The sequence below is a fragment of the Citrobacter sp. RHBSTW-00859 genome (assembly GCF_013729795.1).
Taxonomy (GTDB): domain Bacteria; phylum Pseudomonadota; class Gammaproteobacteria; order Enterobacterales; family Enterobacteriaceae; genus Citrobacter; species Citrobacter braakii.
In genome coordinates, this window is sequence record NZ_CP056284.1 from 5,117,990 (window position 1) to 5,141,247 (window position 23,258).

Sequence of the window (23,258 nt, forward strand, 5' to 3'; positions counted from 1 at the left end):
CATACTAATGAATAGGAAATAAAGTAAGGAAAACCATTCATGCCGTTAAATGCCCAACAGCTAGCCGCACAGAAAAACCTGTCCTACGTTCTGGCCGAAAAGCTGGCTCAGCGAATATTAAAAGGTGAATACGCACCGGGCGCTATATTGCCTGGCGAAATAGAGCTGGGCGATCTGTTTGGCGTAAGTCGTACCGCGGTAAGAGAAGCGGTAAAGACGTTAACGGCAAAAGGTATGGTATTACCGCGCCCGCGTATTGGTACACGCGTCATGCCGCAGGCAAACTGGAACTTCCTCGACCAGGAGCTGCTCACCTGGTGGATGACAGAAGATAATTTCTCTCAGGTCATTAAACATTTTCTGGTGATGCGTATCAGCCTGGAGCCTCAGGCGTGTTTACTGGCGGCGACTATAGGTACGGCAGAACAGAAAGCGCATCTCAACACGCTGATGGAAGAAATGGTCGAGCTGAAAAGAAACTTCAGACGCGAGCGTTGGATTGAGGTTGATATCGCCTGGCATGAACACATCTATGAAATGAGTGCGAACCCGTTCCTTATCTCCTTCGCGTCACTCTTCCATTCCGTTTACCAGACCTACTTTACCTCTATTACCTATAACGACGTGGTCAAGCTGGATTTACACCAGGCCATTGTCGACGCAATAGATGAGAGCGATGGCGATCGCGCCTTCGCTGCCTGTCAGGCATTGCTGATAGCACCGAACGTGCTACCGGATAAATAATATGTCAGAAAAGAAATCACGCAGTATGGCCGGGCTACCGTGGATAGCAGCCATGGCCTTTTTTATGCAGGCACTAGACGCCACGATCCTCAATACCGCCTTACCCGCAATAGCACACAGCCTTAACCGCTCTCCGCTCGCCATGCAGTCGGCCATTATCAGTTACACACTGACGGTCGCGATGCTGATCCCGGTGAGTGGATGGCTGGCAGACAGGTTCGGTACCCGGCGCGTCTTTATGATAGCTGTTAGCCTGTTTACGCTGGGTTCGCTGGCCTGTGCGCTGTCCAGCTCCCTAAGCGAACTGGTGATTTTCCGCATCATTCAGGGCATTGGCGGCGCTATGATGATGCCCGTTGCCCGTCTGGCATTATTACGTGCTTACCCCCGCAGCGAACTGCTTCCGGTGCTTAACTTCGTAACCATGCCTGGACTTGTGGGGCCGATTTTAGGTCCAGTATTGGGCGGTGTACTGGTCACGTGGGCCAGTTGGCACTGGATCTTCCTGATTAATATTCCAATTGGGGTTGCCGGTATATTCTATGCCCGCAAATATATGCCGAACTTCACCACGCCGCGCCGCGGTTTTGATATGACCGGTTTCTTTCTGTTTGGTTTGAGCCTGGTGTTGTTTTCCAGCGGGGTAGAGCTGTTCGGTGAGAAGCTTGTCGAGACCTGGATAGCACTCAGCATTATTCTTGCCAGCATTCTGTTACTGCTCGCCTACATTCGCCACGCGCGTCGTCACCCAACGCCGCTAATATCGCTTCCTATATTTAAGACCCGAACTTTTTCCGTCGGGATCGCCGGAAACCTTGCCACTCGTCTGGGTACAGGGTGCGTGCCCTTCTTAATGCCGCTGATGTTGCAGGTAGGCTTTGGATACCCGGCGCTGATAGCCGGTTGCATGATGGCGCCAACGGCGCTGGGATCAATACTGGCGAAATCAATGGTGACGCAGGTGCTGCGCCGGCTCGGCTACAGAACCACACTGGTGGGTGTTACGGTATTTATCGGCCTGATGATTGCGCAGTTCGCATTGCAATCTCCCGCCATGCCGGTCTGGATGTTGATCCTGCCGTTGTTCATTTTGGGTATGGCGATGTCCACCCAGTTTACCTCCATGAATACCATCACTCTGGCGGACCTGACCGATGAAAACGCCAGCAGCGGCAACAGTGTGCTGGCCGTTACTCAGCAGTTATCAATCAGTTTAGGGGTCGCCATCAGCGCTGCCGTTCTGCGTATCTATGAAGGTATGGAAGGAACCAATACGGTCGAGCAGTTCCACTACACCTTTATGACGATGGGCGCTATCACGGTAGTGTCTGCGCTGATGTTCATGCTGCTAAAAGCAAAAGATGGACGTAATCTGATTAAAGAGCGACATAATCCTAAACCGACCCCCGCTCCATCAAAACAGGAGTAAGTTGCAGGCGCTGTTGCTGTAATGCGGGCTGCGCCATCCGGTGGATTAATACATCGATGGCCAGTTCGCCCAGTTCATCTTTTGGTTGATGGATGGTCGTCAGCGGCGGCGTCATATAGCGCGCCAGCTCGATATCATCATAACCCACCACCGCCATATCCTGCGGAATGCGCAATCCCGATTGGTACAGAGCCTGATACGCGCCAACCGCCATGGCATCATTGCCGGTAAAAACGGCCTGCGGTCGCTGTTTATGCGACAGCAACGTTTGCATAGCTTCAAAGCCGCCGCCGAACTCAAAGTCACCGGTAATCTCGTAACCTTCCGGGACCGGCAACCCCGCCCGCTTCATTGCCGCCCGATATCCTTCCAGACGCAAACGCGCCGGAGTTTTATCCAGCGGCCCGGTGATGCAGGCAATGCGCGTAAAACCTTTTTCGATAAGATGTTGAGTGGCTAAATCCCCGCCCAACAGGGAGTTATCCTGGATCAGATCGCTTTCACCATCAAAAGGCGACCAGTCCATCATGACGGTCGGTATAGAAGGATAGCGTTGCATGATCTCCCTGGAAGGTTGATGTGTTTCCGTGCAGAGCAGCAGCAAGCCGTCCACCCGTTTTTGCATTAACGTTTCCAGATTACGGTTCATGCGCTGTTCATCACCTTCAGTGTTGCACAGCACCAGGCTGTAGCCGCGTTCAAAACAACTACGTTCAACGCCGCGCACCAGCTCAGAATAAAAGGGGTTGGTACTGGCAGTGATTAACATGCCAATAGTGTGGGTCTGGTTTAACTTGAGACTACGCGCCAGCGCTGAGGGCGCGTAGTTAAGCTCTTTAATCGCCGCTTCAACTTTGTCAGTGACAGACTCACTGACAAAGCGATCTTTATTAATGACGTGAGAAACCGTCGACGTGGAAACCCCCGCCAGGCGGGCGACGTCCTTCATTGTAGCCAAGCGTTACCTCTGTTGACTTAAAAACGCTTCTATTTCTTCGCGCCATGGAACGGAAGGCTGTGCGCCCTTACGGGTGACCGCAATCGCCGCAGCGGCATGTGCAAATCGGATAGCTTCAGGCAGCGGGGTCTCTTCCAGTAACGCTGTAATTAACGCGCCGTTAAAGGTATCCCCAGCGGCGATGGTATCAACAGCGTCCACTTTAAACCCAGGCACACGCTGACCTTCACCATTTACGCTGGCCCACACCCCGCGACTGCCTAAGGTAATCAGTACAGTATGGATCCCCTTCGCGTGCAGTGCCTGCGCAGCTTTGGCCGCGTCTTCATCGTTTTCAACCCGGATCCCCGTGAGCTTTTCAGCCTCGGTTTCATTCGGGGTAATAATATCCACCAGCGCCAGCAGTTCGTCAGAAAGTTCACGTGCCGGGGCCGGGTTAAGGGCTACCGTGGTCTTATTTTGATGTGCAATCTTTGCCGCAGCCAGTACGCTTTCGATCGGCGACTCTAACTGCATCAGTAAGGCAGACGCCTTGGCAATACGCTCATGCTGAGCTTCCACCAGCGCAGGCGAAAGTGCCGCGTTCGCACCAGCATGAATGCCAATGACGTTCTCACCTTCACCATTCACAAAAATCAACGCCACACCGGTCGATTCCCCCGAAATTACGCTAATCGGCGCAATATCGATATTATCTTTGGCTAACTGTTTACGAACACTTTCGCCAATATCATCATCACCCGTACAGGCAATAAATGCGATATTCGCGCCACTACGCCCCGCAGCAACAGCCTGATTCGCGCCTTTACCACCAAATGCGACCTGATAATGGTTACCGGTTACGGTTTCACCAGGTGTCGGGAAAGAGTTAAGGTTGAGGATGTGATCGGCATTGATACTGCCAAGAACAACGAGGTTGCCTGCGGTTTTCATATTTGGTGTTCCAAGTCAAAGTGCGCCACCGGATTAGGGTGGCGCGTGCCCTGCTTTTCTTTTTACGCTTTCATCCCCAAAACCCGATACGGGGATGGCGTCTTTATGTCTCCATCAGGCCGCGAGCGACCTGAATCGGTATTACTGCTTGATGACCAGCTTCAGGTCAACCGGATATTTAGCCTGAACCTTCTCGCCTTTCAGGACTTTATCCGCAGTCTCAACGCCTTTCGCGCCGATCTGATCCGGCAGCTGAGCAATGGTCGCAGCCAGTTTGCCATCATTTACTGCTTTTTCGCCATCTGGAGTACCGTCAAATCCAACCACCATCACATCAGATTTACCCGCAGTTTGCAGTGCGCGCAGCGCACCCAACGCCATTTCATCGTTCTGGGCAAATACGGCCTGCACGTCAGGATGCGCGGTAAGCAGGTTCTGCATGACGTTCAGACCTTTGGTGCGGTCGAAGTCGGCCGGCTGGCTGGCCAGTACGTTAAATTTGTGTGCCGCAACAGCCTGCTGGAAACCTTCGCCACGCTCACGCGCCGCTGAAGTACCGGCAATACCCTGCAGTTCGATAACTTTCGCGCCTTCACCCGCTTTCTTCGCGATGTAATCGCCCGCAATCTTACCGCCCAGCACGTTATCAGATGCAATATGGCTTACTACTTCGCCTTTGGACGCAACGCGGTCAAGGGTGATAACCGGAATTTTCGCCTGGTTAGCCATCTTCACAGCGTTACCAACAGCATCGGAGTCCGTCGGGTTAATCAGCAGAATTTTAGTTCCACGAACCGTTAAATCCTGAACGTTAGCCAGCTCTTTCGCCGGGTTGTTCTGTGAGTCCAGAATCACCAGGTTGTAGCCCAGCTTATCGGCCTCTTTTTGCGCCCCATCCTTCAAAGAAACAAAGAACGGGTTGTTGAGGGTGGAGACCACCAGCGCAATGGTATCTTTCGCCATCGCATTCGCGCTCACGGTGGCGCTCAGCGCAACAGCAGAAATCAGGGTAGCCAGTTTTTTCATGTTCATATTTAAGATGTCCTGTAATCGTTGTTACTGCTTTTTGTTGTCTACCAGTACCGCCAGCAAAATCACCACCGCTTTGACGATCATCTGGTAATAGGAGGATACACCTAACAAATTCAAACCATTATTGAGGAAACCAAGAATCAATGCGCCGATCAGCGTCCCAACAATACGTCCTTTACCACCCGCCAGGCTGGTACCACCTAACACCACCGCGGCGATAGCATCCAGCTCATAGCCAGTACCTGCCGTCGGTTGCGCAGAGGAGAGGCGCGCTACTTCAATGATGCCCGCCAGCGATGCCAGCAGACCACACAGGGAATAAACGATAATTTTGATTTTACTTACGCTGATACCGGACAGGCGCGTTGCCGCTTCGTTACCGCCCAGCGCATAGATATAACGACCCAGACGAGTGTGGTGCAGCATGTACCACGCCGCGAGGAAGACAATCCCCATAATCCAAACAGGCGTAGGGACGCCTAACGGACGACCAATACCAAACCAGCCAAACAGATCGGCATTGTCAGTAAACCCGGTATTAACCGGACTGCCGTTGGTGTATACCATGGTCACACCACGCAGCAGCAGCATCATCACCAGGGTCGCGATAAACGCCTGTACCCGGCCTTTCGCGACAATCACCCCGGTTACCGCGCCAATAGCAGCGCCGAGCGCCAGAGCCGCAGCGACAGCCACCAGCGCATTGACTTCAATCCCTACAATGGAAGCCGCAACCGCACCGGTAAGCGCCAGCAAAGAACCGACAGACAGATCAATCCCCGACGTCAGGATAACCAGCGTCATGCCAACGGCCATGATGGCGTTCACCGACGTTTGCTGGAGAATGTTGAACAGGTTATTAACGGTAAAAAAGTTAGGGCTCATGGTGGAAACAATCGCGATCAGCACTAACAGAGCGATGAGCGACTTTTGCTCCAGAAGCCATGCTTTAGTGAAATAACGGCGACCAGAAACAGCCTGGGTAGTCATCTTTTTTACTCCTGATTCACGCGATTAAGCTTGCCCACAGCGGCAGCCATTAATACTTCCTGAGTGGCCTGCTCGCGAGTGAACTCACCGCCGAGATGCCCTTCATGCATAACGATAATTCGATCGCTCATGCCCAATACTTCTGGCATCTCAGAGGAGACCAGAATGATGCTCAGCCCATCGGCCTTAAACTGGTTGATAAGCTGATAGATTTCTTTCTTAGCCCCAACGTCAACGCCGCGCGTTGGTTCATCGAGGATCAGGACTTTTGGTCGGGTCATCAGACCGCGCGCAATCGCCACTTTCTGCTGATTACCGCCAGAAAGCAGGCCGATAGCCTGTTCCATCGATGGCGTTTTAACATTGAACAGACGAATAAAATCACCTACCGCCTGCTGCTCGTCTTTATGTTTAAGGCTTCCACCAGCGCGACTGAAATAACGCAGCGCGGTTAGTGACATGTTCTCTTTCACCGACATGCCCAGCACTAAACCATCGCGTTTACGGTCTTCAGAAATATAGACGATGCCGTTAGCCAACCCATCCTGCGGCGAACGGGTGACCACTTCATGGCCATCAAGCGTGACGTAACCGCTGGTGCGCGGCAATGCGCCGTACAACACTTTCATCAGCTCGGTACGTCCGGCACCCATCAGCCCCGATACGCCAAGGATCTCGCCTTTACGTAGCGTGAATGAAACATCGTTTACGCCAGGGCCGCACAGGTTATCGACCTTTAGGCGAATATCACCCGGCGCTTTTTCCAGGCGCGGGTATTGATCTTCCAGCTTACGTCCCACCATCATTTCAATCAGCGAGTCTTCGGTCAGCGAGGCGACTTCACGCTCGGCAATAAACTGCCCGTCGCGAAAAACGGTCACGTCGTCACAAATCTCGAAGATCTCTTTCATGCGGTGAGAAATATAGACAATGCCGCGTCCCTGGGATTTCAGTTCGCGAATGACGCGGAACAGGGATTCGGTTTCGGTATCGGTGAGCGCATCCGTCGGTTCATCCATAATGATGACCTTCGATTCAAAGCTCAGCACTTTGGCAATTTCAACCATCTGCTGATCGCCAATCGACAGTTCACCGACCAGTCTGTCGCTTTTAAAGCGCAGATTCAGTTTGGCAAGCAGCAGATCGGCTTCGGCGTACATCTTCTTCCAGTCAATTTTGCCAAAGCGATTAACGAACTCACGGCCAAGAAAAATGTTCTCGGCGATAGTGAGTTGCGGGATCAAATTCAGCTCCTGGTGGATGATACCGATTCCGGCTTCCTGGGAGGATTTAGGGCCGTTAAAGGTGGTCTCTTTTCCCAACCACAATAAAGAACCGGCATCACGGGTATAGATCCCGGTCAGCACTTTCATCATGGTGGATTTGCCCGCGCCGTTTTCGCCCACCAGCGCCATTACGCGGCCTGGGTAGACATTCAGCGCGGCGCCGGATAGCGCTTTTACGCCCGGGAACGCTTTATCGATCCCTTTGAGTTGCAGTAATGCGTTCATGATGGCCTCAGAACGTGACGCCAGCACAGAGAATGATATTCGCATACGGAGAACACTCTCCGCTGCGAATTACCGCCTGACTGTCTGCGGTTTGTTTTTTGAATTGTTCATGCGTGGTGTAACGAATTTCTATGGTGTTTCCCTGGTGTTGTTGCAGTTGCTCAATGTGGCTGAGCAACGTTTCGTGGAGTTGCGGATTATGTTGTTTAATTTCCGTCGCGAGAATGGCCGCCTCGACCTGCATTTCACATGTCACCACATCCAGTACCTGCATAAAAGAAGGTACGCCCTGGGTTAATGCCATATCGATACGCGTTGTGCTATTCGGGATGGGTAAACCTGCATCACACACCACCAGCGTATCGGTATGCCCCAGACGGGAGATCACCGATGAAATTTCAGAGTTGAGTACCGTGCCTTTCTTCATTTTCTTTCCCCACTAGCGAAACGTTTCGCTGAAGATAAGTGTAGAGCGAAGAGTGGAGATAAAACCACCGCGAAGTTACGAAAATGTGATCGTCATCGAAACGTTTCGCAAGGATTATCATTCGATGAAATGAAAACTGGGAGGGACAAAACAAAACGCCCCCTTTCGCGATGAAAGAGGGCGTCGATGAGATTAAATCTCGACCTGAGTACCGAGCTCAATAACCCGGTTCGGTGGGATTTCAAACTGGTCCGGGGCGCGCAGCGCATTGCGTTGTAGTAGCAGATACAGCTTGCCGCGCAGACGCAGATACCATGGTCGTTTTCCAACAATCAACGACTCGTGCGACATGAAGAACGAGGTTTCCATCATCCGACAGCTTAAGCCTTCCAGACCGCAGCGATGGAACACTTCTTCAACGTTCGGCGTTTCGCGCCAACCGTAGCTGGCCACCACGCGCCAGAAGGTGGGCGATAACTGCTCAATCTGCACCCTACGCACATTGTGAACATATGGCGCATCTTCCGTTCGCAGCGTCAGCAGAATAACGCGTTCATGCAGAACCTTGTTATGTTTGAGGTTATGCAGTAGCGCAAACGGGATGACGTTCAATGCACGAGACATGTACACCGCCGTTCCCGGCACGCGTACCGGTGGTGATTTCTCCAGAGAGGCAATCATCGCCTCCAGAGAGTTGCCGTGCTCATGCATGCGACGCAGCAGACGGAAACGCTCGCTTTTCCAGGTGGTCATGATGGTGAACATCACCAGACCCAGCGTCAGAGGCAGCCAACCGCCGGAAATCAGTTTATCGAGGTTCGCGGAGAACAGCGGAACATCGACGCACAAGAACGCCACCAGGATCAGGAAGACGAAGTATTTATTCCAGTGCCAGTTTTTGCGCGCCACGGTGGTCGACAGAATTGAGGTCAGCACCATCGTCCCCGTCACCGCAATCCCGTACGCCGCAGCCAGATTGCTGGAGTGTTCAAAGCTCACAATCACAATAACCACTGCGAAATAGAGCATCCAGTTAACGAAAGGAATGTAGATCTGGCCCGATTCCATTTCCGAGGTATGGATGATACGCATCGGCGATAAATACCCCAGACGCACGGCCTGACGCGTCAGTGAGAAGACGCCGGAGATAACCGCCTGTGAAGCGATAACCGTTGCCAGCGCGGCGAGGATCAGGAGCGGTATCAACGCCCAGTCCGGCGCCAGCAGGAAGAACGGGTTTTTAATCGCTTCAGGATGCTTTAACAGCAACGCCCCCTGACCAAAATAGTTGAGTACCAGCGAAGGCAATACCACGGAGAACCATGCCAGGCGAATCGGCAACTTACCGAAGTGGCCCATATCCGCATACAGCGCTTCAACACCGGTAATCGACAACACCACCGCACCCAGCGCAATAAAGGACAACGTTTTGAATTCGAGGAAGAAATGCACCGCCCAATATGGATTGAGCGCCTGCAGCACTTCCGGATTGCCAATAATACTGCGCACGCCTAACACCGCCAGCGTCAGGAACCACAACAGCATAATCGGCGCAAACAGCTTACCGACCATGCCGGTACCGTGTTTTTGAATCAAAAACAGCAGGGTCAGTACGATTATCGAGAGCGGAACAATCCAGGTATCCAGTTGCGGGGCAATGATCTCCAGACCTTCAATCGCCGACATCACAGAGATAGCAGGCGTTATCACCACTTCTCCATAGAAGAAGCTGCCGCCAATCAACCCCATAATCACCAGCATGGAGGTTGTTCGTGCTGAAGTATTACGCCCGGCCAATGACATCAGCGTCAGGATCCCGCCTTCTCCGGCGTTATCCGCGCGCATGACAAACGTCAGGTATTTAATGGAGACAACAAAGATCAGCAGCCAGAAAATCAGCGAGAGAAAGCCAAATACGGCGTCACGTTCAACGCCAAAACCAAACTGGCCGGACAAACATTCACGAAGCGTATAAAGTGGGCTGGTACCAATATCACCGTAGACAACCCCAATGGCCGCAAGGGTAATCGCAGACAATGATTGTTTATTATCAGTGCTCATAGACTCGTCTTTCGTTTATACACATCATCTTTCAAGCCACCTCCGCGTGGGCTGCATTCGTTATTCCCCCCATCCCAGAAGAAAACTCCATTGCCGCCTTGGTGCAGCTTGATTGATTTGGTGTATATATAAGAAATGTGTGCGTCGTCCCTTGGCCCACAAAAAGGCGCACAGTATGCACGATTAATCGCAAAATCGTACCCCTAAATGAGACCAGATTAATCTGGCTCAAAGAAAAATAAGCGCACCTTCAGTCTATTACTGCACTGGTGTGAAGCATCTATACTCGCTGTTTATGCAGTACATTTGGCGAAAGGACGCCACTTCATTATGGCTCACCCACATTTATTAGCGGAAAGAATTTCCCGTCTGAGCAATGCGCTGGAAAAGGGACTTTATGAACGTAGCCACGCCATTCGTCTGTGTCTGCTGGCTGCACTTAGCGGCGAGAGCGTTTTCTTATTAGGTCCTCCCGGGATCGCGAAAAGCTTAATTGCCCGCAGACTGAAATTTGCCTTTCAAAATGCTCGCGCCTTCGAATATCTGATGACGCGCTTCTCTACGCCGGAAGAGGTTTTCGGCCCGCTGTCCATTCAGGCGTTAAAAGACGAAGGTCGCTATGAACGCTTAACGGCAGGCTATCTGCCTGAAGCTGAAATCGTCTTTCTCGATGAAATCTGGAAGGCGGGACCGGCGATTCTTAACACCCTGCTGACCGCCATCAACGAACGCCACTTCCGCAACGGCGCGCATGAAGAGAAAATCCCGATGCGCCTGCTGGTGGCAGCCTCCAACGAACTGCCTGAAGCAGACAGCAGCCTGGAAGCGCTGTACGACCGTATGCTGATTCGTCTGTGGCTGGATAAAGTCCAGGACAAGGCCAACTTCCGCTCGATGCTGTTAAGTCAGCAGGATGAAAGCGACAATCCGGTCCCGGCATCGTTACAGGTGATGGATGAAGAGTATTACCAGTGGCAAAAGGACATTGGCGCCATCACGCTTCCCGATCGCGTGTTTGAGCTTATTTTCATGCTGCGCCAGCAGTTGGACACGCTACCGAATGCCCCCTACGTGTCCGATCGTCGCTGGAAAAAAGCCATTCGCTTGCTCCAGGCCAGCGCCTTCTTTAGCGGACGTGATGCGGTAGTTCCCATCGACCTGATCCTGCTGAAAGACTGCCTGTGGTACGACGCACAAAGCCTGAATCTGATGCAGCAGCAGCTGGAAATATTGATGACCGGACACGCATGGCAACAGCAAGCCATGCTGACCCGTCTGGGCAGTATTGTGCAGCGCCGCATTCAGCTCCAGCAGCAGCAAAGCGATAAAACAGCATTCACCGTGATCCGTCAGGGCGGCATGTTCAGCCGTCGTCCTCATTATGATTTACCGCCGGAGGCCACGTCTTCCGTCGTGACATTACTACTGCAAAAGCCCTTAAAGCTGCATGATATGGAAGTAATCCATATTGCTTTCGAACGTAGCGCGCTGGAACTGTGGTTAACCAAAGGCGGTGAGATCCGCGGAAAATTAAACGGCATCGGTTTTGCCCAGACGCTGAACATGGAAGTGGATAGCGCGCAGCACCTGGTTGTACGCGACGTCAGCTTACAAGGCTCTCGCCTGGCATTGCCCGGAACATCACAAGAGAGTATGCCCGCTGAAATAAAACAGGAGCTTGAAGCGCTCGATAACGAGTGGCATCAGCAGCACAGCGCATTTAGCGAGCAGCAAAAATGTCTGTTTATTCATAGCGACTGGTTAGGCCGCATTGAGGCCAGTCTGCAGGATGTCGGGGCACAAATCCGCCAGGCGCAACAATGCTGACCCTTGATACACTCAACATCATGCTGGCGGTCAGTGAAGAAGCGATGATCGAAGAGATGATCGTCGCCCTACTGGCTTCTCCGAAGATGGTGGTATTTTTTAACAAATTCCCTCGTCTTAAAAAAGCGATCACTGACGATATTCCCCGCTGGCGTGAATCTTTGCGTAGCCGCCTCAAAGATACCCATGTACCGCCGGAGTTAGCGGAAGAGGTTATATGCTATCAACAAAGCCAGCTCCTCTCTCATGCGCAGTTTATCGTCCAGCTACCGCAAATATTGTCGCTATTGCACCACCTCCATTCGCCATGGGCCGGACAAGCGCAGCAACTGGTCAATGACAACAGCGCGTTTACGCCTGCCCTACATACGCTTTTTCTCCAGCGCTGGCGCCTGAGCCTGGTGGTGCAAACCACAACGCTGAATCAGCAACTGCTGGAAGAAGAGCGCGAGCATTTGCTCAGTGAAGTACAGGAACGGATGACCCTCAGCGGGCAACTGGAACCCGTACTGGCAGAAAATGACAACGCAGCAGGCCGGTTGTGGGATATGAGCGCAGGTCAAATCAAGCGCGGTGATTATCAGTTGATGGTGAAATATGGCGAATTCCTGACGCAACAACCTGAACTCCAGCGTCTGGCTGAGCAGTTAGGCCGTTCCAGAGAAGCGAAATCCGTACCGCGTAAAGATGCGCCAATGGAAACCTTCCGCACCCTGGTGCGCGAACCGGCAACCGTCCCGGAGCAAGTAGATGGCATCCAGCAAAGCGACGATATCCTGCGCCTGCTGCCGCCGGAACTGGCCACGCTGGGCATTACCGAACTGGAATACGAGTTCTACCGACGACTGGTGGAAAAGCAGCTGTTGACCTATCGCCTGCACGGCGAAGCATGGCGTGAGAAAGTCACGGAACGCCCCGTGGTGCATCAGGATTTTGACGAGCAACCGCGCGGACCGTTTATCGTCTGCGTTGATACTTCGGGATCGATGGGCGGCTTTAATGAGCAGTGTGCGAAAGCCTTTTGCCTGGCGCTAATGCGCGTCGCCCTTGCCGATAACCGACGCTGTTTCATCATGCTGTTTTCAACAGAAGTAGTGCGCTATGAGCTATCCGGCCCGGAGGGCATTGAACAGGCGATCCGTTTTTTAAGTCAGCGCTTTCGCGGTGGTACCGATATTGCCAGCTGTTTTCGCGCCATTACTGAGCGCATGCAGGGTCGGGAATGGTTTGATGCTGATGCGGTGGTGATCTCAGATTTTATCGCTCAGCGATTGCCCGATGAGGTTGTCAGCAAAGTGGGGGAATTACAGCGGGTGCACCAGCACCGTTTTCACGCGGTGGCGATGTCAGCACATGGTAAACCCAGTATCATGCGCATTTTCGATCATATCTGGCGCTTTGATACCGGGATGCGAAGCCGCCTGCTCAGACGCTGGCGGCGTTAATTCTTACAACAGAGAGGCGACGCTTTCACGTACCTGTGCCGGCCATACGCCACACTGAACCTGACCAATGTGTGGTAATTGCAGCAACAGCATGGTCAGACGCGACTGCCCAATTCCTCCACCAATCGTCTGTGGCATTTCACCGCGCAGCAGCGCCTGGTGCCATTCCAGACTCAGACGATCTTCATCTCCGGTCAGAGAAAGCTGATGTTTCAGAGCGTCAGCATCCACACGGATCCCCATAGAAGACAGCTCAAACGCATCTTCCAGTACCGGGTTCCAGACCAGAATATCACCGTTCAGACCGGCGTGACCCAGCTCGGACGCTGAACTCCAGTCATCATAATCCGGCGCACGTACATCATGGCGGTGACCGTCGCTGAGCTTGCCGCCGATCCCCACCAGGAATACCGCGCCCAGCTCCTTAGCGATCGCACGTTCACGACCTTTTGCGTCAAGACCAGGATAACGAGATAACAGTTCCTGGCTATGAACAAAGTGGATCTGCTCTGGCAGGAACGGTGCCAGACCAAACTCTTTGCTCACCGCAGCTTCGGTAGCCTTAATTCCCGCCCAGATAGCCTCTACCGTGCTTTTCAGAGTGGAGAATTGACGCTCGCCGTCGCCCATCACGCGCTCCCAGTCCCACTGGTCAACATACACTGAGTGCAGCGGGGAAAGGCGGTCTTCATCAGGACGCAGGGCCTTCATATGCGTGTACAGCCCTTCGCCTGCGCTAAAGTCGTGTTGTCCTAATGTTTGACGCTTCCACTTCGCCAGTGAATGAACCACTTCGAATTGAGCGTCTGGCAATGCTTTAACCTTCACCTGCACCGCTTTTTCACAGCCCGACAAGTTATCTTGCGTGCCATCTCCTACGCGGCTGAGGATCGGAGCCTGAACTTCGATCAGACCTAAACGCTCTTCCAGCTGACGAGAAAAATGAGATTTTACGAAGCTAATTTGACGTTGTTTGGCAATGTAAGCGGTTTTCATTATGTGTACTCCTGTGTCCTGTTGCCTATGATTAAGCAACAGAATGTAGGTAATATTCAATAATCAACAAACAAAAAGCCGACTTCGATTTTGATTCGTTAAAATTAACGTCTAAAATAGAGGGAATCATTAATCTACATAAGAAAAACCTATGGAAAATTATCAGATCGACAATCTGGACCGCGGCATTCTTGACGCCCTGATGGAAAATGCCCGAACGGCCTATGCCGAATTGGCCAAACAGTTCGGCGTGAGCCCGGGGACAATTCACGTTCGCGTAGAGAAGATGAAGCAGGCCGGGATTATTACCGGCGCACGGATTGATGTTAGTCCCAAACAGTTGGGCTATGACGTCGGCTGCTTTATCGGCATCATCCTGAAAAGTGCGAAAGACTATCCGTCAGCGTTGGCCAGACTGGAAAGCCTCGATGAGGTGACCGAAGCGTATTACACCACCGGGCACTACAGCATCTTTATAAAGGTGATGTGCAAGTCGATCGACGCGTTACAGCAGGTACTTATCAACAAGATCCAAACAATTGATGAAATTCAGTCCACGGAGACCCTGATCGTCCTGCAAAACCCGATCATGCGTACCATCAAGCCATGATCGCTTTTTTTAATCCCCTATTTTTCCACAGGTAGATCCCAGCTCGCTCACAGCGTACAATACGCCCTCTTTATAAAGGTGGGCGATCATGGCAGAAATCACTCTTATCAGCGGCAGCACGCTTGGCAGTGCGGAATATGTAGCAGAGCATCTGGCTGAAAAACTGGACGACGCGGGTTTTTCCAGCGAAATACTGCATGGGCCAATGCTTGAAGAGGTCCCGACTGATGGGATCTGGCTGATTATTAGCTCCACGCACGGTGCGGGAGACATCCCTGACAACCTGCAGCCTTTATATGATGCCTTATGCGAGCAAAAACCGGACCTTTCACAAGTGCACTTTGGTGCAATCGGGATCGGCAGTCGTGAATATGACACCTTTTGCGGCGCAATCGACAAGCTGGAAGCCGAACTGAAAGCCTGCGGGGCAAAACAGATCGGCGAAACGCTCAGGATCAACGTACTGGAACATGAAATTCCGGAAGATCCGGCTGAAATTTGGCTGGGATCCTGGCATCCATTGCTCAGAGATTTGTAAAGATCGTACTTTTTTATGTGGATAACTCTGGTTAAAAGCTTGGATCAACCGGTAGTTATCCCAAGAACAACCGTTGTTCAGTTTTTGAGTTGTGTATAACCCTTCATTCTGTTCCCAGCTTATACGGGCCAGGATCACCGATCATTCACAGCTAATGATCCTCAACAACCTGTTGATCTTATTCAAAGGATCGCCCTTATCCACAGAAAGTTGCGATCCTAATAAGAGATCACAATAAAACAGATCTCTAAATAAAAAGATCTTCTTTTTAATACCCAGGATCCCAGGGCTTTCTCGATCGACTAAAGTTGAGTAGAATCCACGGCCCGGGCTTCAATCCACTTTCACACCGCGTTATGCGAGGCAATTACCATGTTTTATCAGGATCCTTTTGACGTCCTCATCATTGGCGGGGGTCATGCAGGCACCGAGGCCGCAATGGCCGCGGCGCGAATGGGTCAACAGACTCTGCTTTTGACACACAATATCGACACACTGGGACAGATGAGCTGCAACCCGGCGATCGGCGGTATTGGGAAGGGACACCTGGTAAAAGAAGTGGATGCGCTTGGTGGGTTGATGGCAAAAGCGATCGACCATGCAGGTATCCAGTTTAGGATACTAAACGCCAGCAAAGGGCCAGCCGTTCGTGCTACCCGAGCTCAGGCCGACCGTGTGCTCTATCGCCAGGCTGTACGCACCGCACTCGAGAATCAACCCAATCTGATGATCTTCCAACAGGCAGTTGAAGATCTGATTGTTGAAAACGATCGTGTTGTGGGTGCAGTGACCCAAATGGGACTGAAGTTCCGTGCCAAAGCGGTTGTGTTAACCGTAGGGACTTTTCTTGACGGCAAAATTCATATTGGTCTGGACAACTACAGCGGCGGCCGTGCTGGCGATCCGCCGTCTATCCCGCTGTCACGCCGTCTGCGTGAACTGCCGTTACGCGTCAGCCGCCTGAAAACCGGTACGCCGCCGCGTATCGATGCACGCACTATTGATTTCAGCGTGCTCGGCCAGCAAAACAGCGATAACCCGATGCCGGTCTTCTCATTCCTGGGCGATGCTTCTCAACATCCGCGTCAGATGCCGTGTTACATCACGCATACCAATGAGAGAACCCATGACGTGATCCGCAATAACCTCGATCGTAGCCCGATGTACGCAGGCGTGATCGAAGGTATCGGTCCGCGCTACTGCCCGTCGATCGAAGACAAAGTGATGCGCTTTGCCGATCGTAATCAGCATCAGATCTTCCTCGAACCGGAAGGACTGACGTCTAACGAAATTTATCCGAATGGTATCTCCACCAGCTTGCCGTTCGATGTGCAGATGCAAATTGTCCGCTCCATGCAGGGAATGGAAAATGCCAGAATCGTCCGTCCTGGCTACGCGATTGAGTATGATTTCTTCGATCCGCGCGACCTGAAACCCACTCTGGAAAGCAAATTCATCCAGGGTCTGTTCTTTGCGGGCCAGATTAACGGTACTACCGGTTACGAAGAAGCTGCCGCGCAAGGGATGTTGGCGGGTCTGAACGCCGCGCGCTTGTCTGCTGAGAAAGACGGTTGGGCACCGCGTCGCGATCAGGCTTATCTTGGTGTACTGGTGGACGATCTGTGTACGCTTGGCACCAAAGAACCGTACCGTATGTTCACCTCACGCGCAGAATACCGTTTGATGCTGCGCGAAGATAACGCCGACCTGCGTCTGACCGAAATTGGTCGTGAACTGGGTCTGGTGGACGACGAGCGCTGGGCTCGTTTCAACGAGAAGCTGGAGCGTATCGAACAGGAACGTCAGCGTCTCAAATCAACCTGGGTAAATCCGTTAGCGGAATCTGCAGCAGAAGTGAATGCTCACCTGGCTACGCCTTTGTCACGTGAAGCCAGCGGTGAAGATCTTCTGCGCCGCCCGGATATGACCTATGCTCAGTTGACCTCTTTATCTGCGTTCGCACCAGCGCTCGACGATGCTCAGGCCGCGGAACAGGTTGAGATTCAGGTGAAATACGAAGGGTATATCGCCCGTCAGCAGGAAGAAATCGAAAGACAACAGCGTAATGAGAACACCCTGTTGCCTGCAACGCTGGATTATCGTCAGGTCTCAGGCTTGTCGAATGAAGTTATCGCCAAGCTGAACGATCACAAACCGGTATCGATCGGCCAGGCATCGCGTATTTCTGGCGTAACGCCTGCCGCCATTTCCATTCTGCTGGTATGGCTGAAGAAACAAGGTATGCTGCGCCGCAGCGCTTGATAACACTATTTTGGCGGTGGGCGCTTCGCCTGCCCGCCCTACAAATTTGTAGTCCCGATAAGCTATAGCGCATCGGGAAATTGATTATGAACAGGTAACGACCGTGCTCAACAAACTCTCTCGTCTGCTGGCTGATGCTGGTATTTCTCTTACCGATCACCAGAAAAATCAGCTGATTGCGTATGTCGATATGCTGCACAAATGGAACAAAGCGTACAACTTGACGTCGGTACGGGATCCCAACGAAATGCTGGTGCGCCATATTCTGGACAGTATTGTCGTCGCGCCGTATCTGAAGGGGGAGCGTTTTATTGACGTGGGTACGGGACCGGGCCTGCCGGGTATTCCTCTCTCTATCGTGCGCCCTGAAGCGCATTTCACACTGCTGGATAGTCTGGGAAAACGCGTCCGTTTCTTGCGTCAGGTGCAGCATGAGCTTGCGCTTACTAACATCACTCCTGTGCAAAGTCGCGTTGAAGAATTCCCTTCAGAGCCGCCGTTCGATGGGGTCATTAGCCGTGCGTTCGCGTCACTTACTGATATGGTGAGTTGGTGCCATCATTTGCCTGGCATGGATGGGCGTTTTTATGCGCTAAAAGGGCAGTTGCCTGAAGATGAAATTGCTTCGTTGCCTGCAGAATTCAGCGTCGAGTCGGTCGAAAAATTACGCGTTCCGCAACTGGATGGTGAACGTCATCTGGTGGTTATTAAGCCAAACAAAATTTAATTTTTATCAAAAAAAATAGAAAAAAAACGGCTATTCAGGTGTTAAAAGTCATAGGGAATAGTGTGGTTAAATGTCGTTACAATTCACTAGCGCCTTACGGTTTTGCATCATAACTATAACGTACCGTTTTTTGTTAAAAGCGAAACAAGTCAGCTGTGAAAATATCAGTCTGCTAAAAATAGAACGTAAGAACCACCCGTTGTGTTAATTTTTTATTATAAATGTCAATGCGTGGTTTTTTTGTTGTTAGCTGTTGTTTTTGAAATAGTGGCTATTTTTACGCTTAAATATCAAAAAGATGAAAAGGCATCATTTGCCACGTAAATAAATTATGCGAAGGTGAATATGTTCAATATGTGATCTGGTGCACGCTTTGCCGCCAGTATTTACGCGGCATTTGCAGTTTTGCATGATCGTTCACAGTTTGCTTAAAAGTGATAAATGTGGGGTAGCGAAAAATATTTAAACATTTATTCACTTTTTAGCTACTTATTGTTTGAAATCACGAAGGCGCACCGTATAATTTGACCGCTTTTTGATGCTTGACTCTAAGCCATAAAGAACGTTTTATACGACACGCGGCATACCTCGAAGGGAGCAGGAGTAAAAACGTGATGTCTATGTCGCTCTTGAGTCGAAACGTTGCTCGTAAGCTTTTGCTCACACAGTTTCTGGCGGTAATAGCAAGTGGATTGCTGTTTAGCCTCAAAGACCCTTTCTGGGGCATCTCCGCATTGTGCGGTGGATTGGCAGTGTTACTGCCTAATGTGTTGTTTATGATATTTGCCTGGCGTCACCAGGCGCATACACCAGCTAAAGGCCGAGTAGCCTGGACGTTCGCCTTCGGCGAAGCCTTCAAGGTGTTAGCTATGCTGGTTTTGCTGGTGGTGGCGTTGGCTGTTTTGAAAGCGGTATTCATGCCGCTGATCGTTACGTGGGTTTTGGTGCTGGTGGTTCAGATACTGGCGCCGGCTGTAATTAACAACAAAGGGTAAAGGCATCATGGCTTCAGAAAATATGACGCCGCAGGATTACATAGGACACCATCTGAATAACCTTCAGTTGGACCTACGTACATTCTCGCTGGTGGATCCGCACAACCCCCCAGCCACCTTCTGGACGCTCAATATTGACTCCATTTTCTTCTCGGTGGTTCTGGGTCTGTTGTTCCTGCTTATGTTCCGTAGCGTAGCTAAAAAGGCGACCAGCGGCGTACCAGGTAAATTTCAGACCGCGATTGAGCTGGTAATCGGCTTTGTGCATGGTAGCGTGAAAGACATGTACCATGGCAAAAGCAAGCTGATTGCTCCGCTGGCCCTGACGATTTTCGTCTGGGTATTCCTGATGAACTTGATGGATTTACTGCCTATCGACCTGCTGCCGTACATCGGTGAGCATATCTTTGGCCTGCCGGCTCTGCGTGTGGTTCCGTCTGCTGACGTAAACATCACCCTGTCGATGGCGCTGGGCGTATTTATCCTTATTCTGTTCTACAGCATCAAAATGAAAGGCATCGGCGGCTTCGCGAAAGAGTTGACGCTGCAGCCGTTCAATCACTGGGCGTTCATCCCTGTCAACTTAATCCTTGAAGGGGTAAGCCTGCTGTCCAAACCAATTTCTCTTGGTCTGCGACTGTTCGGCAACATGTATGCCGGTGAGCTGATTTTCATTCTGATTGCTGGTCTGTTGCCGTGGTGGTCACAGTGGATCCTGAATGTGCCATGGGCCATTTTCCACATACTGATTATCACGCTGCAAGCCTTCATATTTATGGTTCTGACGATTGTCTATCTGTCGATGGCATCTGAAGAGCATTAATTTACCAACACTACTACGTTTTAACTGAAACAAACTGGAGACTGTCATGGAAAACCTGAATATGGATCTGCTGTACATTGCTGCCGCTGTGATGATGGGTCTGGCGGCAATCGGTGCTGCGATCGGTATCGGCATCCTCGGGGGTAAATTCCTGGAAGGCGCAGCGCGTCAACCGGATCTGATTCCTCTGCTGCGTACTCAGTTCTTTATCGTTATGGGTCTGGTGGATGCAATCCCAATGATCGCTGTAGGTCTGGGTCTGTACGTGATGTTTGCTGTCGCGTAGTAAGCGTTGCTTGAATTAAGAGCAATATCAGAACGTTAACTAGATAGAGGCATTGTGCTGTGAATCTTAACGCAACAATCCTCGGCCAGGCCATCGCGTTTGTCCTGTTCGTTCTGTTCTGCATGAAGTACGTATGGCCGCCTTTAATGGCTGCCATCGAAAAACGTCAAAAAGAAATTGCTGACGGCCTTGCTTCTGCAGAACGAGCACATAAGGATCTTGACCTTGCAAAGGCCAGCGCGACCGACCAGCTGAAAAAAGCGAAGGCGGAAGCTCAGGTAATCATTGAGCAGGCGAACAAACGCCGTGCTCAGATCCTGGACGAAGCTAAAACTGAAGCAGAGCAGGAACGTACTAAAATCGTGGCACAGGCGCAGGCGGAAATTGACGCCGAGCGTAAACGTGCTCGCGAAGAACTGCGTAAGCAAGTTGCTATCCTGGCTGTTGCTGGCGCCGAGAAGATCATCGAACGTTCCGTGGATGAAGCTGCTAATAGCGACATCGTGGACAAACTTGTCGCTGAACTGTAAGGAGGGAGGGGCTGATGTCTGAATTTATTACGGTAGCTCGCCCCTACGCCAAAGCAGCTTTTGACTTTGCCGTTGAGCACCAAAGCGTTGACCGTTGGCAGGATATGCTGACGTTTGCCGCTGAGGTGACGAAAAACGAACAAATGGCAGAGCTTCTCTCTGGCGCGCTGGCGCCGGAAACGCTCGCTGAGTCGTTTATCGCCGTGTGCGGTGAGCAGCTGGACGAAAGCGGCCAAAACCTGATTAGGGTAATGGCTGAAAATAACCGTCTGAATGCGCTCCCGGATGTTCTTGAGCAGTTTATTCATCTGCGTGCAGCCAGTGAGGCTATCTCTGAGGTAGAAGTCACTTCTGCCAATGCACTGAGTGATGAACAGCTTACGAAGATTAGTGCAGCGATGGAAAAACGTCTGTCACGCAAAGTTAAGCTGAATTGCAAAATCGATAAGTCTGTAATGGCAGGCGTAATCATCCGAGCGGGTGATATGGTCATTGATGGCAGCGTACGCGGCCGTCTTGAGCGCCTTGCAGACGTCTTGCAGTCTTAAGGGGACTGGAGCATGCAACTGAATTCCACCGAAATCAGCGAACTGATCAAGCAGCGCATTGCTCAGTTCAATGTTGTGAGCGAAGCTCACAACGAAGGTACTATTGTTTCTGTAAGTGACGGTGTTATCCGCATTCACGGCCTGGCCGATTGTATGCAGGGTGAGATGATTTCCCTGCCGGGTAACCGTTACGCTATCGCACTGAACCTGGAGCGCGACTCCGTAGGTGCCGTTGTGATGGGTCCATACGCTGACCTCGCCGAAGGCATGAAGGTTAAGTGTACGGGTCGTATTCTGGAAGTTCCGGTTGGCCGTGGCCTGCTGGGTCGTGTGGTGAATACTCTGGGTTCCCCAATTGACGGTAAAGGTCCGGTTGATAACGATGGCTTCTCGCCAATCGAAGTTATCGCACCAGGCGTAATCGAACGTCAGTCCGTCGACCAGCCAGTACAGACAGGTTATAAATCTGTTGATGCCATGATCCCAATCGGTCGTGGCCAGCGTGAGCTGATCATCGGTGACCGTCAGACAGGTAAAACTGCGATGGCAATCGATGCCATCATCAACCAGCGTGATTCCGGTATCAAATGTGTGTACGTGGCTATCGGCCAGAAAGCGTCCACCATTTCTAACGTGGTTCGTAAACTGGAAGAACACGGCGCACTGTCCAACACCATCGTTGTTGTGGCGACCGCGTCTGAATCTGCTGCTCTGCAATACCTGGCGCCATATGCCGGTTGCGCAATGGGCGAATACTTCCGTGACCGCGGTGAAGACGCGCTGATCGTTTACGATGACCTGTCTAAACAGGCTGTTGCTTACCGTCAGGTTTCCCTGCTGCTCCGTCGTCCACCAGGACGTGAAGCATTCCCGGGCGACGTATTTTACCTCCACTCCCGTCTGCTGGAGCGCGCATCCCGCGTAAACGCGGAATACGTTGAGAAGTTCACCAATGGTGAAGTTAAAGGTAAAACCGGCTCCCTGACCGCTCTGCCGATTATCGAAACCCAGGCGGGTGACGTTTCTGCGTTCGTTCCGACCAACGTAATTTCCATTACAGATGGTCAGATCTTCCTGGAAACCAACCTGTTCAACTCCGGTATTCGTCCGGCAGTTAACCCGGGTATCTCCGTATCTCGTGTAGGTGGTGCAGCGCAGACCAAGATCATCAAGAAACTGTCCGGTGGTATTCGTACCGCACTGGCGCAGTATCGTGAACTGGCAGCGTTTTCTCAGTTCGCTTCCGACCTGGATGAAGCTACTCGTAAGCAGCTGAGCCACGGTCAGAAAGTAACTGAACTGCTGAAGCAGAAACAGTACGCCCCAATGTCTGTAGCACAGCAGGGTGTGGTGCTGTTTGCGGCTGAACGCGGTTACCTCGAAGATGTGGAACTGGCGAAAATCGGTAGCTTTGAAGCCGCTCTGCTGGCTTACGTTGACCGTGACCACGCTCCGCTGATGCAAGAGATCAACCAGTCCGGTGGCTATAACGATGAAATCGAAGGCAAGCTGAAAGCTATCCTCGATTCCTTCAAGGCAACCCAGTCCTGGTAACGTCTGGCGGTCTGCTTTAGGGCGGACCGCAA

The 23,258-nt window shown here is 51.7% G+C and carries 22 protein-coding genes; 14 read left to right on the plus strand and 8 right to left on the minus strand.

The window, feature by feature from the left end; translation table 11 throughout:
• The first annotated feature begins 39 nt into the window (after nucleotides 1-39).
• Together HV302_RS25730 and mdtD are read left to right on the plus strand one after the other, a co-directional pair.
• Nucleotides 40-744, plus strand: a complete 705-nt coding sequence (locus tag HV302_RS25730; protein ID WP_016155095.1) for a FadR/GntR family transcriptional regulator — start codon at nucleotides 40-42, stop codon at nucleotides 742-744.
• A gap of 1 nt (nucleotide 745) precedes the next feature.
• Nucleotides 746-2,173, plus strand: coding sequence for a multidrug transporter subunit MdtD (gene mdtD / locus HV302_RS25735; RefSeq protein WP_016157827.1), 1,428 nt, complete (start codon nucleotides 746-748; stop codon nucleotides 2,171-2,173).
• Here the strand turns inward: mdtD and rbsR are convergent.
• The 7 genes from rbsR to kup form a co-directional block, all read right to left on the minus strand.
• The gene (gene rbsR, locus HV302_RS25740) at nucleotides 2,139-3,131 is read right to left on the minus strand and encodes a ribose operon transcriptional repressor RbsR (protein WP_016155093.1); all 993 of its coding nucleotides are present in this window, start codon (nucleotides 3,129-3,131) and stop codon (nucleotides 2,139-2,141) included. The genes mdtD and rbsR overlap by 35 nt on opposite strands.
• 3 nt (nucleotides 3,132-3,134) lie before the next feature.
• Entirely contained in the window at nucleotides 3,135-4,064 is a 930-nt protein-coding gene (gene rbsK, locus HV302_RS25745; protein ID WP_131380387.1) for a ribokinase, read from the minus strand.
• A gap of 141 nt (nucleotides 4,065-4,205) precedes the next feature.
• Complete coding sequence (gene rbsB, locus HV302_RS25750) at nucleotides 4,206-5,096, minus strand: ribose ABC transporter substrate-binding protein RbsB (protein WP_016155091.1); 891 nt, start codon at nucleotides 5,094-5,096, stop codon at nucleotides 4,206-4,208.
• A 24-nt stretch (nucleotides 5,097-5,120) separates the two neighbouring features.
• Complete coding sequence (gene rbsC / locus HV302_RS25755; RefSeq protein ID WP_003023762.1) at nucleotides 5,121-6,086, minus strand: ribose ABC transporter permease; 966 nt, start codon at nucleotides 6,084-6,086, stop codon at nucleotides 5,121-5,123.
• A gap of 5 nt (nucleotides 6,087-6,091) precedes the next feature.
• On the minus strand, nucleotides 6,092-7,597 hold the full coding sequence (gene rbsA, locus HV302_RS25760) for a ribose ABC transporter ATP-binding protein RbsA (protein ID WP_003023764.1): 1,506 nt from the start codon (nucleotides 7,595-7,597) through the stop codon (nucleotides 6,092-6,094).
• A gap of 7 nt (nucleotides 7,598-7,604) precedes the next feature.
• A complete protein-coding gene (gene rbsD / locus HV302_RS25765; RefSeq protein WP_181626752.1) occupies nucleotides 7,605-8,024 on the minus strand; it encodes a D-ribose pyranase in 420 nt (139 codons plus the stop codon).
• Nucleotides 8,025-8,216: 192 nt separating this feature from the next.
• Nucleotides 8,217-10,085, minus strand: coding sequence for a low affinity potassium transporter Kup (gene kup, locus HV302_RS25770; RefSeq protein WP_003023768.1), 1,869 nt, complete (start codon nucleotides 10,083-10,085; stop codon nucleotides 8,217-8,219).
• Nucleotides 10,086-10,415: 330 nt separating this feature from the next.
• Between kup and ravA the strand changes: the two genes are divergently transcribed.
• Together ravA and viaA are read left to right on the plus strand one after the other, a co-directional pair.
• Nucleotides 10,416-11,912, plus strand: coding sequence for an ATPase RavA (gene ravA, locus HV302_RS25775; protein WP_181626753.1), 1,497 nt, complete (start codon nucleotides 10,416-10,418; stop codon nucleotides 11,910-11,912).
• Nucleotides 11,906-13,357 carry an ATPase RavA stimulator ViaA gene (gene viaA, locus HV302_RS25780; protein WP_181598716.1) on the plus strand — a complete coding sequence of 484 codons (1,452 nt, stop codon included), beginning with the start codon at nucleotides 11,906-11,908 and terminating at the stop codon, nucleotides 13,355-13,357. The genes ravA and viaA overlap by 7 nt, the downstream gene beginning before the upstream one ends.
• A 3-nt stretch (nucleotides 13,358-13,360) precedes the next feature.
• On the opposite strand, the gene asnA is transcribed toward viaA, so the two are convergent.
• Nucleotides 13,361-14,353, minus strand: coding sequence for an aspartate--ammonia ligase (asnA, locus tag HV302_RS25785; protein WP_016155087.1), 993 nt, complete (start codon nucleotides 14,351-14,353; stop codon nucleotides 13,361-13,363).
• Between the two features lie 151 nt (nucleotides 14,354-14,504).
• On the opposite strand from asnA, the gene asnC reads away from it, so the two are divergent.
• From asnC to atpA, 10 genes are all read left to right on the plus strand, one after another.
• On the plus strand, nucleotides 14,505-14,963 hold the full coding sequence (gene asnC / locus HV302_RS25790) for a transcriptional regulator AsnC (RefSeq protein WP_003023780.1): 459 nt from the start codon (nucleotides 14,505-14,507) through the stop codon (nucleotides 14,961-14,963).
• A gap of 88 nt (nucleotides 14,964-15,051) precedes the next feature.
• Complete coding sequence (mioC, locus tag HV302_RS25795; protein ID WP_016155086.1) at nucleotides 15,052-15,501, plus strand: FMN-binding protein MioC; 450 nt, start codon at nucleotides 15,052-15,054, stop codon at nucleotides 15,499-15,501.
• 372 nt (nucleotides 15,502-15,873) lie between these two features.
• The gene (gene mnmG / locus HV302_RS25800; protein WP_181626754.1) at nucleotides 15,874-17,763 is read left to right on the plus strand and encodes a tRNA uridine-5-carboxymethylaminomethyl(34) synthesis enzyme MnmG; all 1,890 of its coding nucleotides are present in this window, start codon (nucleotides 15,874-15,876) and stop codon (nucleotides 17,761-17,763) included.
• Between the two features lie 103 nt (nucleotides 17,764-17,866).
• Nucleotides 17,867-18,490, plus strand: coding sequence for a 16S rRNA (guanine(527)-N(7))-methyltransferase RsmG (rsmG, locus tag HV302_RS25805; RefSeq protein WP_047358453.1), 624 nt, complete (start codon nucleotides 17,867-17,869; stop codon nucleotides 18,488-18,490).
• Between the two features lie 614 nt (nucleotides 18,491-19,104).
• The gene (gene atpI / locus HV302_RS25810) at nucleotides 19,105-19,485 is read left to right on the plus strand and encodes a F0F1 ATP synthase subunit I (RefSeq protein ID WP_003023790.1); all 381 of its coding nucleotides are present in this window, start codon (nucleotides 19,105-19,107) and stop codon (nucleotides 19,483-19,485) included.
• Between the two features lie 7 nt (nucleotides 19,486-19,492).
• Nucleotides 19,493-20,308, plus strand: a complete 816-nt coding sequence (gene atpB / locus HV302_RS25815) for a F0F1 ATP synthase subunit A (protein WP_003023792.1) — start codon at nucleotides 19,493-19,495, stop codon at nucleotides 20,306-20,308.
• A gap of 46 nt (nucleotides 20,309-20,354) precedes the next feature.
• Complete coding sequence (gene atpE, locus HV302_RS25820) at nucleotides 20,355-20,594, plus strand: F0F1 ATP synthase subunit C (protein WP_003023794.1); 240 nt, start codon at nucleotides 20,355-20,357, stop codon at nucleotides 20,592-20,594.
• 59 nt (nucleotides 20,595-20,653) lie between these two features.
• Nucleotides 20,654-21,124, plus strand: a complete 471-nt coding sequence (gene atpF / locus HV302_RS25825) for a F0F1 ATP synthase subunit B (RefSeq protein ID WP_003827022.1) — start codon at nucleotides 20,654-20,656, stop codon at nucleotides 21,122-21,124.
• Between the two features lie 14 nt (nucleotides 21,125-21,138).
• Entirely contained in the window at nucleotides 21,139-21,672 is a 534-nt protein-coding gene (gene atpH / locus HV302_RS25830; protein ID WP_006687767.1) for a F0F1 ATP synthase subunit delta, read from the plus strand.
• 12 nt (nucleotides 21,673-21,684) lie between these two features.
• A complete protein-coding gene (gene atpA, locus HV302_RS25835) occupies nucleotides 21,685-23,226 on the plus strand; it encodes a F0F1 ATP synthase subunit alpha (protein WP_003023802.1) in 1,542 nt (513 codons plus the stop codon).
• Nucleotides 23,227-23,258 lie beyond the last annotated feature (32 nt).

Coding starts and splice junctions, on each gene's coding strand:
- HV302_RS25730 (WP_016155095.1), top strand. CDS start 40: ATGCCGTTAAATGCCCAACAGCTAGCCGCACAGAAAAACCTGTCCTAC.
- asnA (WP_016155087.1), bottom strand. CDS start 14,353: ATGAAAACCGCTTACATTGCCAAACAACGTCAAATTAGCTTCGTAAAA.
- mnmG (WP_181626754.1), top strand. CDS start 15,874: ATGTTTTATCAGGATCCTTTTGACGTCCTCATCATTGGCGGGGGTCAT.
- asnC (WP_003023780.1), top strand. CDS start 14,505: ATGGAAAATTATCAGATCGACAATCTGGACCGCGGCATTCTTGACGCC.
- rbsC (WP_003023762.1), bottom strand. CDS start 6,086: ATGACTACCCAGGCTGTTTCTGGTCGCCGTTATTTCACTAAAGCATGG.
- viaA (WP_181598716.1), top strand. CDS start 11,906: ATGCTGACCCTTGATACACTCAACATCATGCTGGCGGTCAGTGAAGAA.
- atpH (WP_006687767.1), top strand. CDS start 21,139: ATGTCTGAATTTATTACGGTAGCTCGCCCCTACGCCAAAGCAGCTTTT.
- rbsD (WP_181626752.1), bottom strand. CDS start 8,024: ATGAAGAAAGGCACGGTACTCAACTCTGAAATTTCATCGGTGATCTCC.
- atpB (WP_003023792.1), top strand. CDS start 19,493: ATGGCTTCAGAAAATATGACGCCGCAGGATTACATAGGACACCATCTG.
- rbsB (WP_016155091.1), bottom strand. CDS start 5,096: ATGAACATGAAAAAACTGGCTACCCTGATTTCTGCTGTTGCGCTGAGC.
- atpI (WP_003023790.1), top strand. CDS start 19,105: ATGTCTATGTCGCTCTTGAGTCGAAACGTTGCTCGTAAGCTTTTGCTC.
- mioC (WP_016155086.1), top strand. CDS start 15,052: ATGGCAGAAATCACTCTTATCAGCGGCAGCACGCTTGGCAGTGCGGAA.
- mdtD (WP_016157827.1), top strand. CDS start 746: ATGTCAGAAAAGAAATCACGCAGTATGGCCGGGCTACCGTGGATAGCA.
- atpE (WP_003023794.1), top strand. CDS start 20,355: ATGGAAAACCTGAATATGGATCTGCTGTACATTGCTGCCGCTGTGATG.
- rbsA (WP_003023764.1), bottom strand. CDS start 7,597: ATGAACGCATTACTGCAACTCAAAGGGATCGATAAAGCGTTCCCGGGC.
- rbsK (WP_131380387.1), bottom strand. CDS start 4,064: ATGAAAACCGCAGGCAACCTCGTTGTTCTTGGCAGTATCAATGCCGAT.
- kup (WP_003023768.1), bottom strand. CDS start 10,085: ATGAGCACTGATAATAAACAATCATTGTCTGCGATTACCCTTGCGGCC.
- atpA (WP_003023802.1), top strand. CDS start 21,685: ATGCAACTGAATTCCACCGAAATCAGCGAACTGATCAAGCAGCGCATT.
- ravA (WP_181626753.1), top strand. CDS start 10,416: ATGGCTCACCCACATTTATTAGCGGAAAGAATTTCCCGTCTGAGCAAT.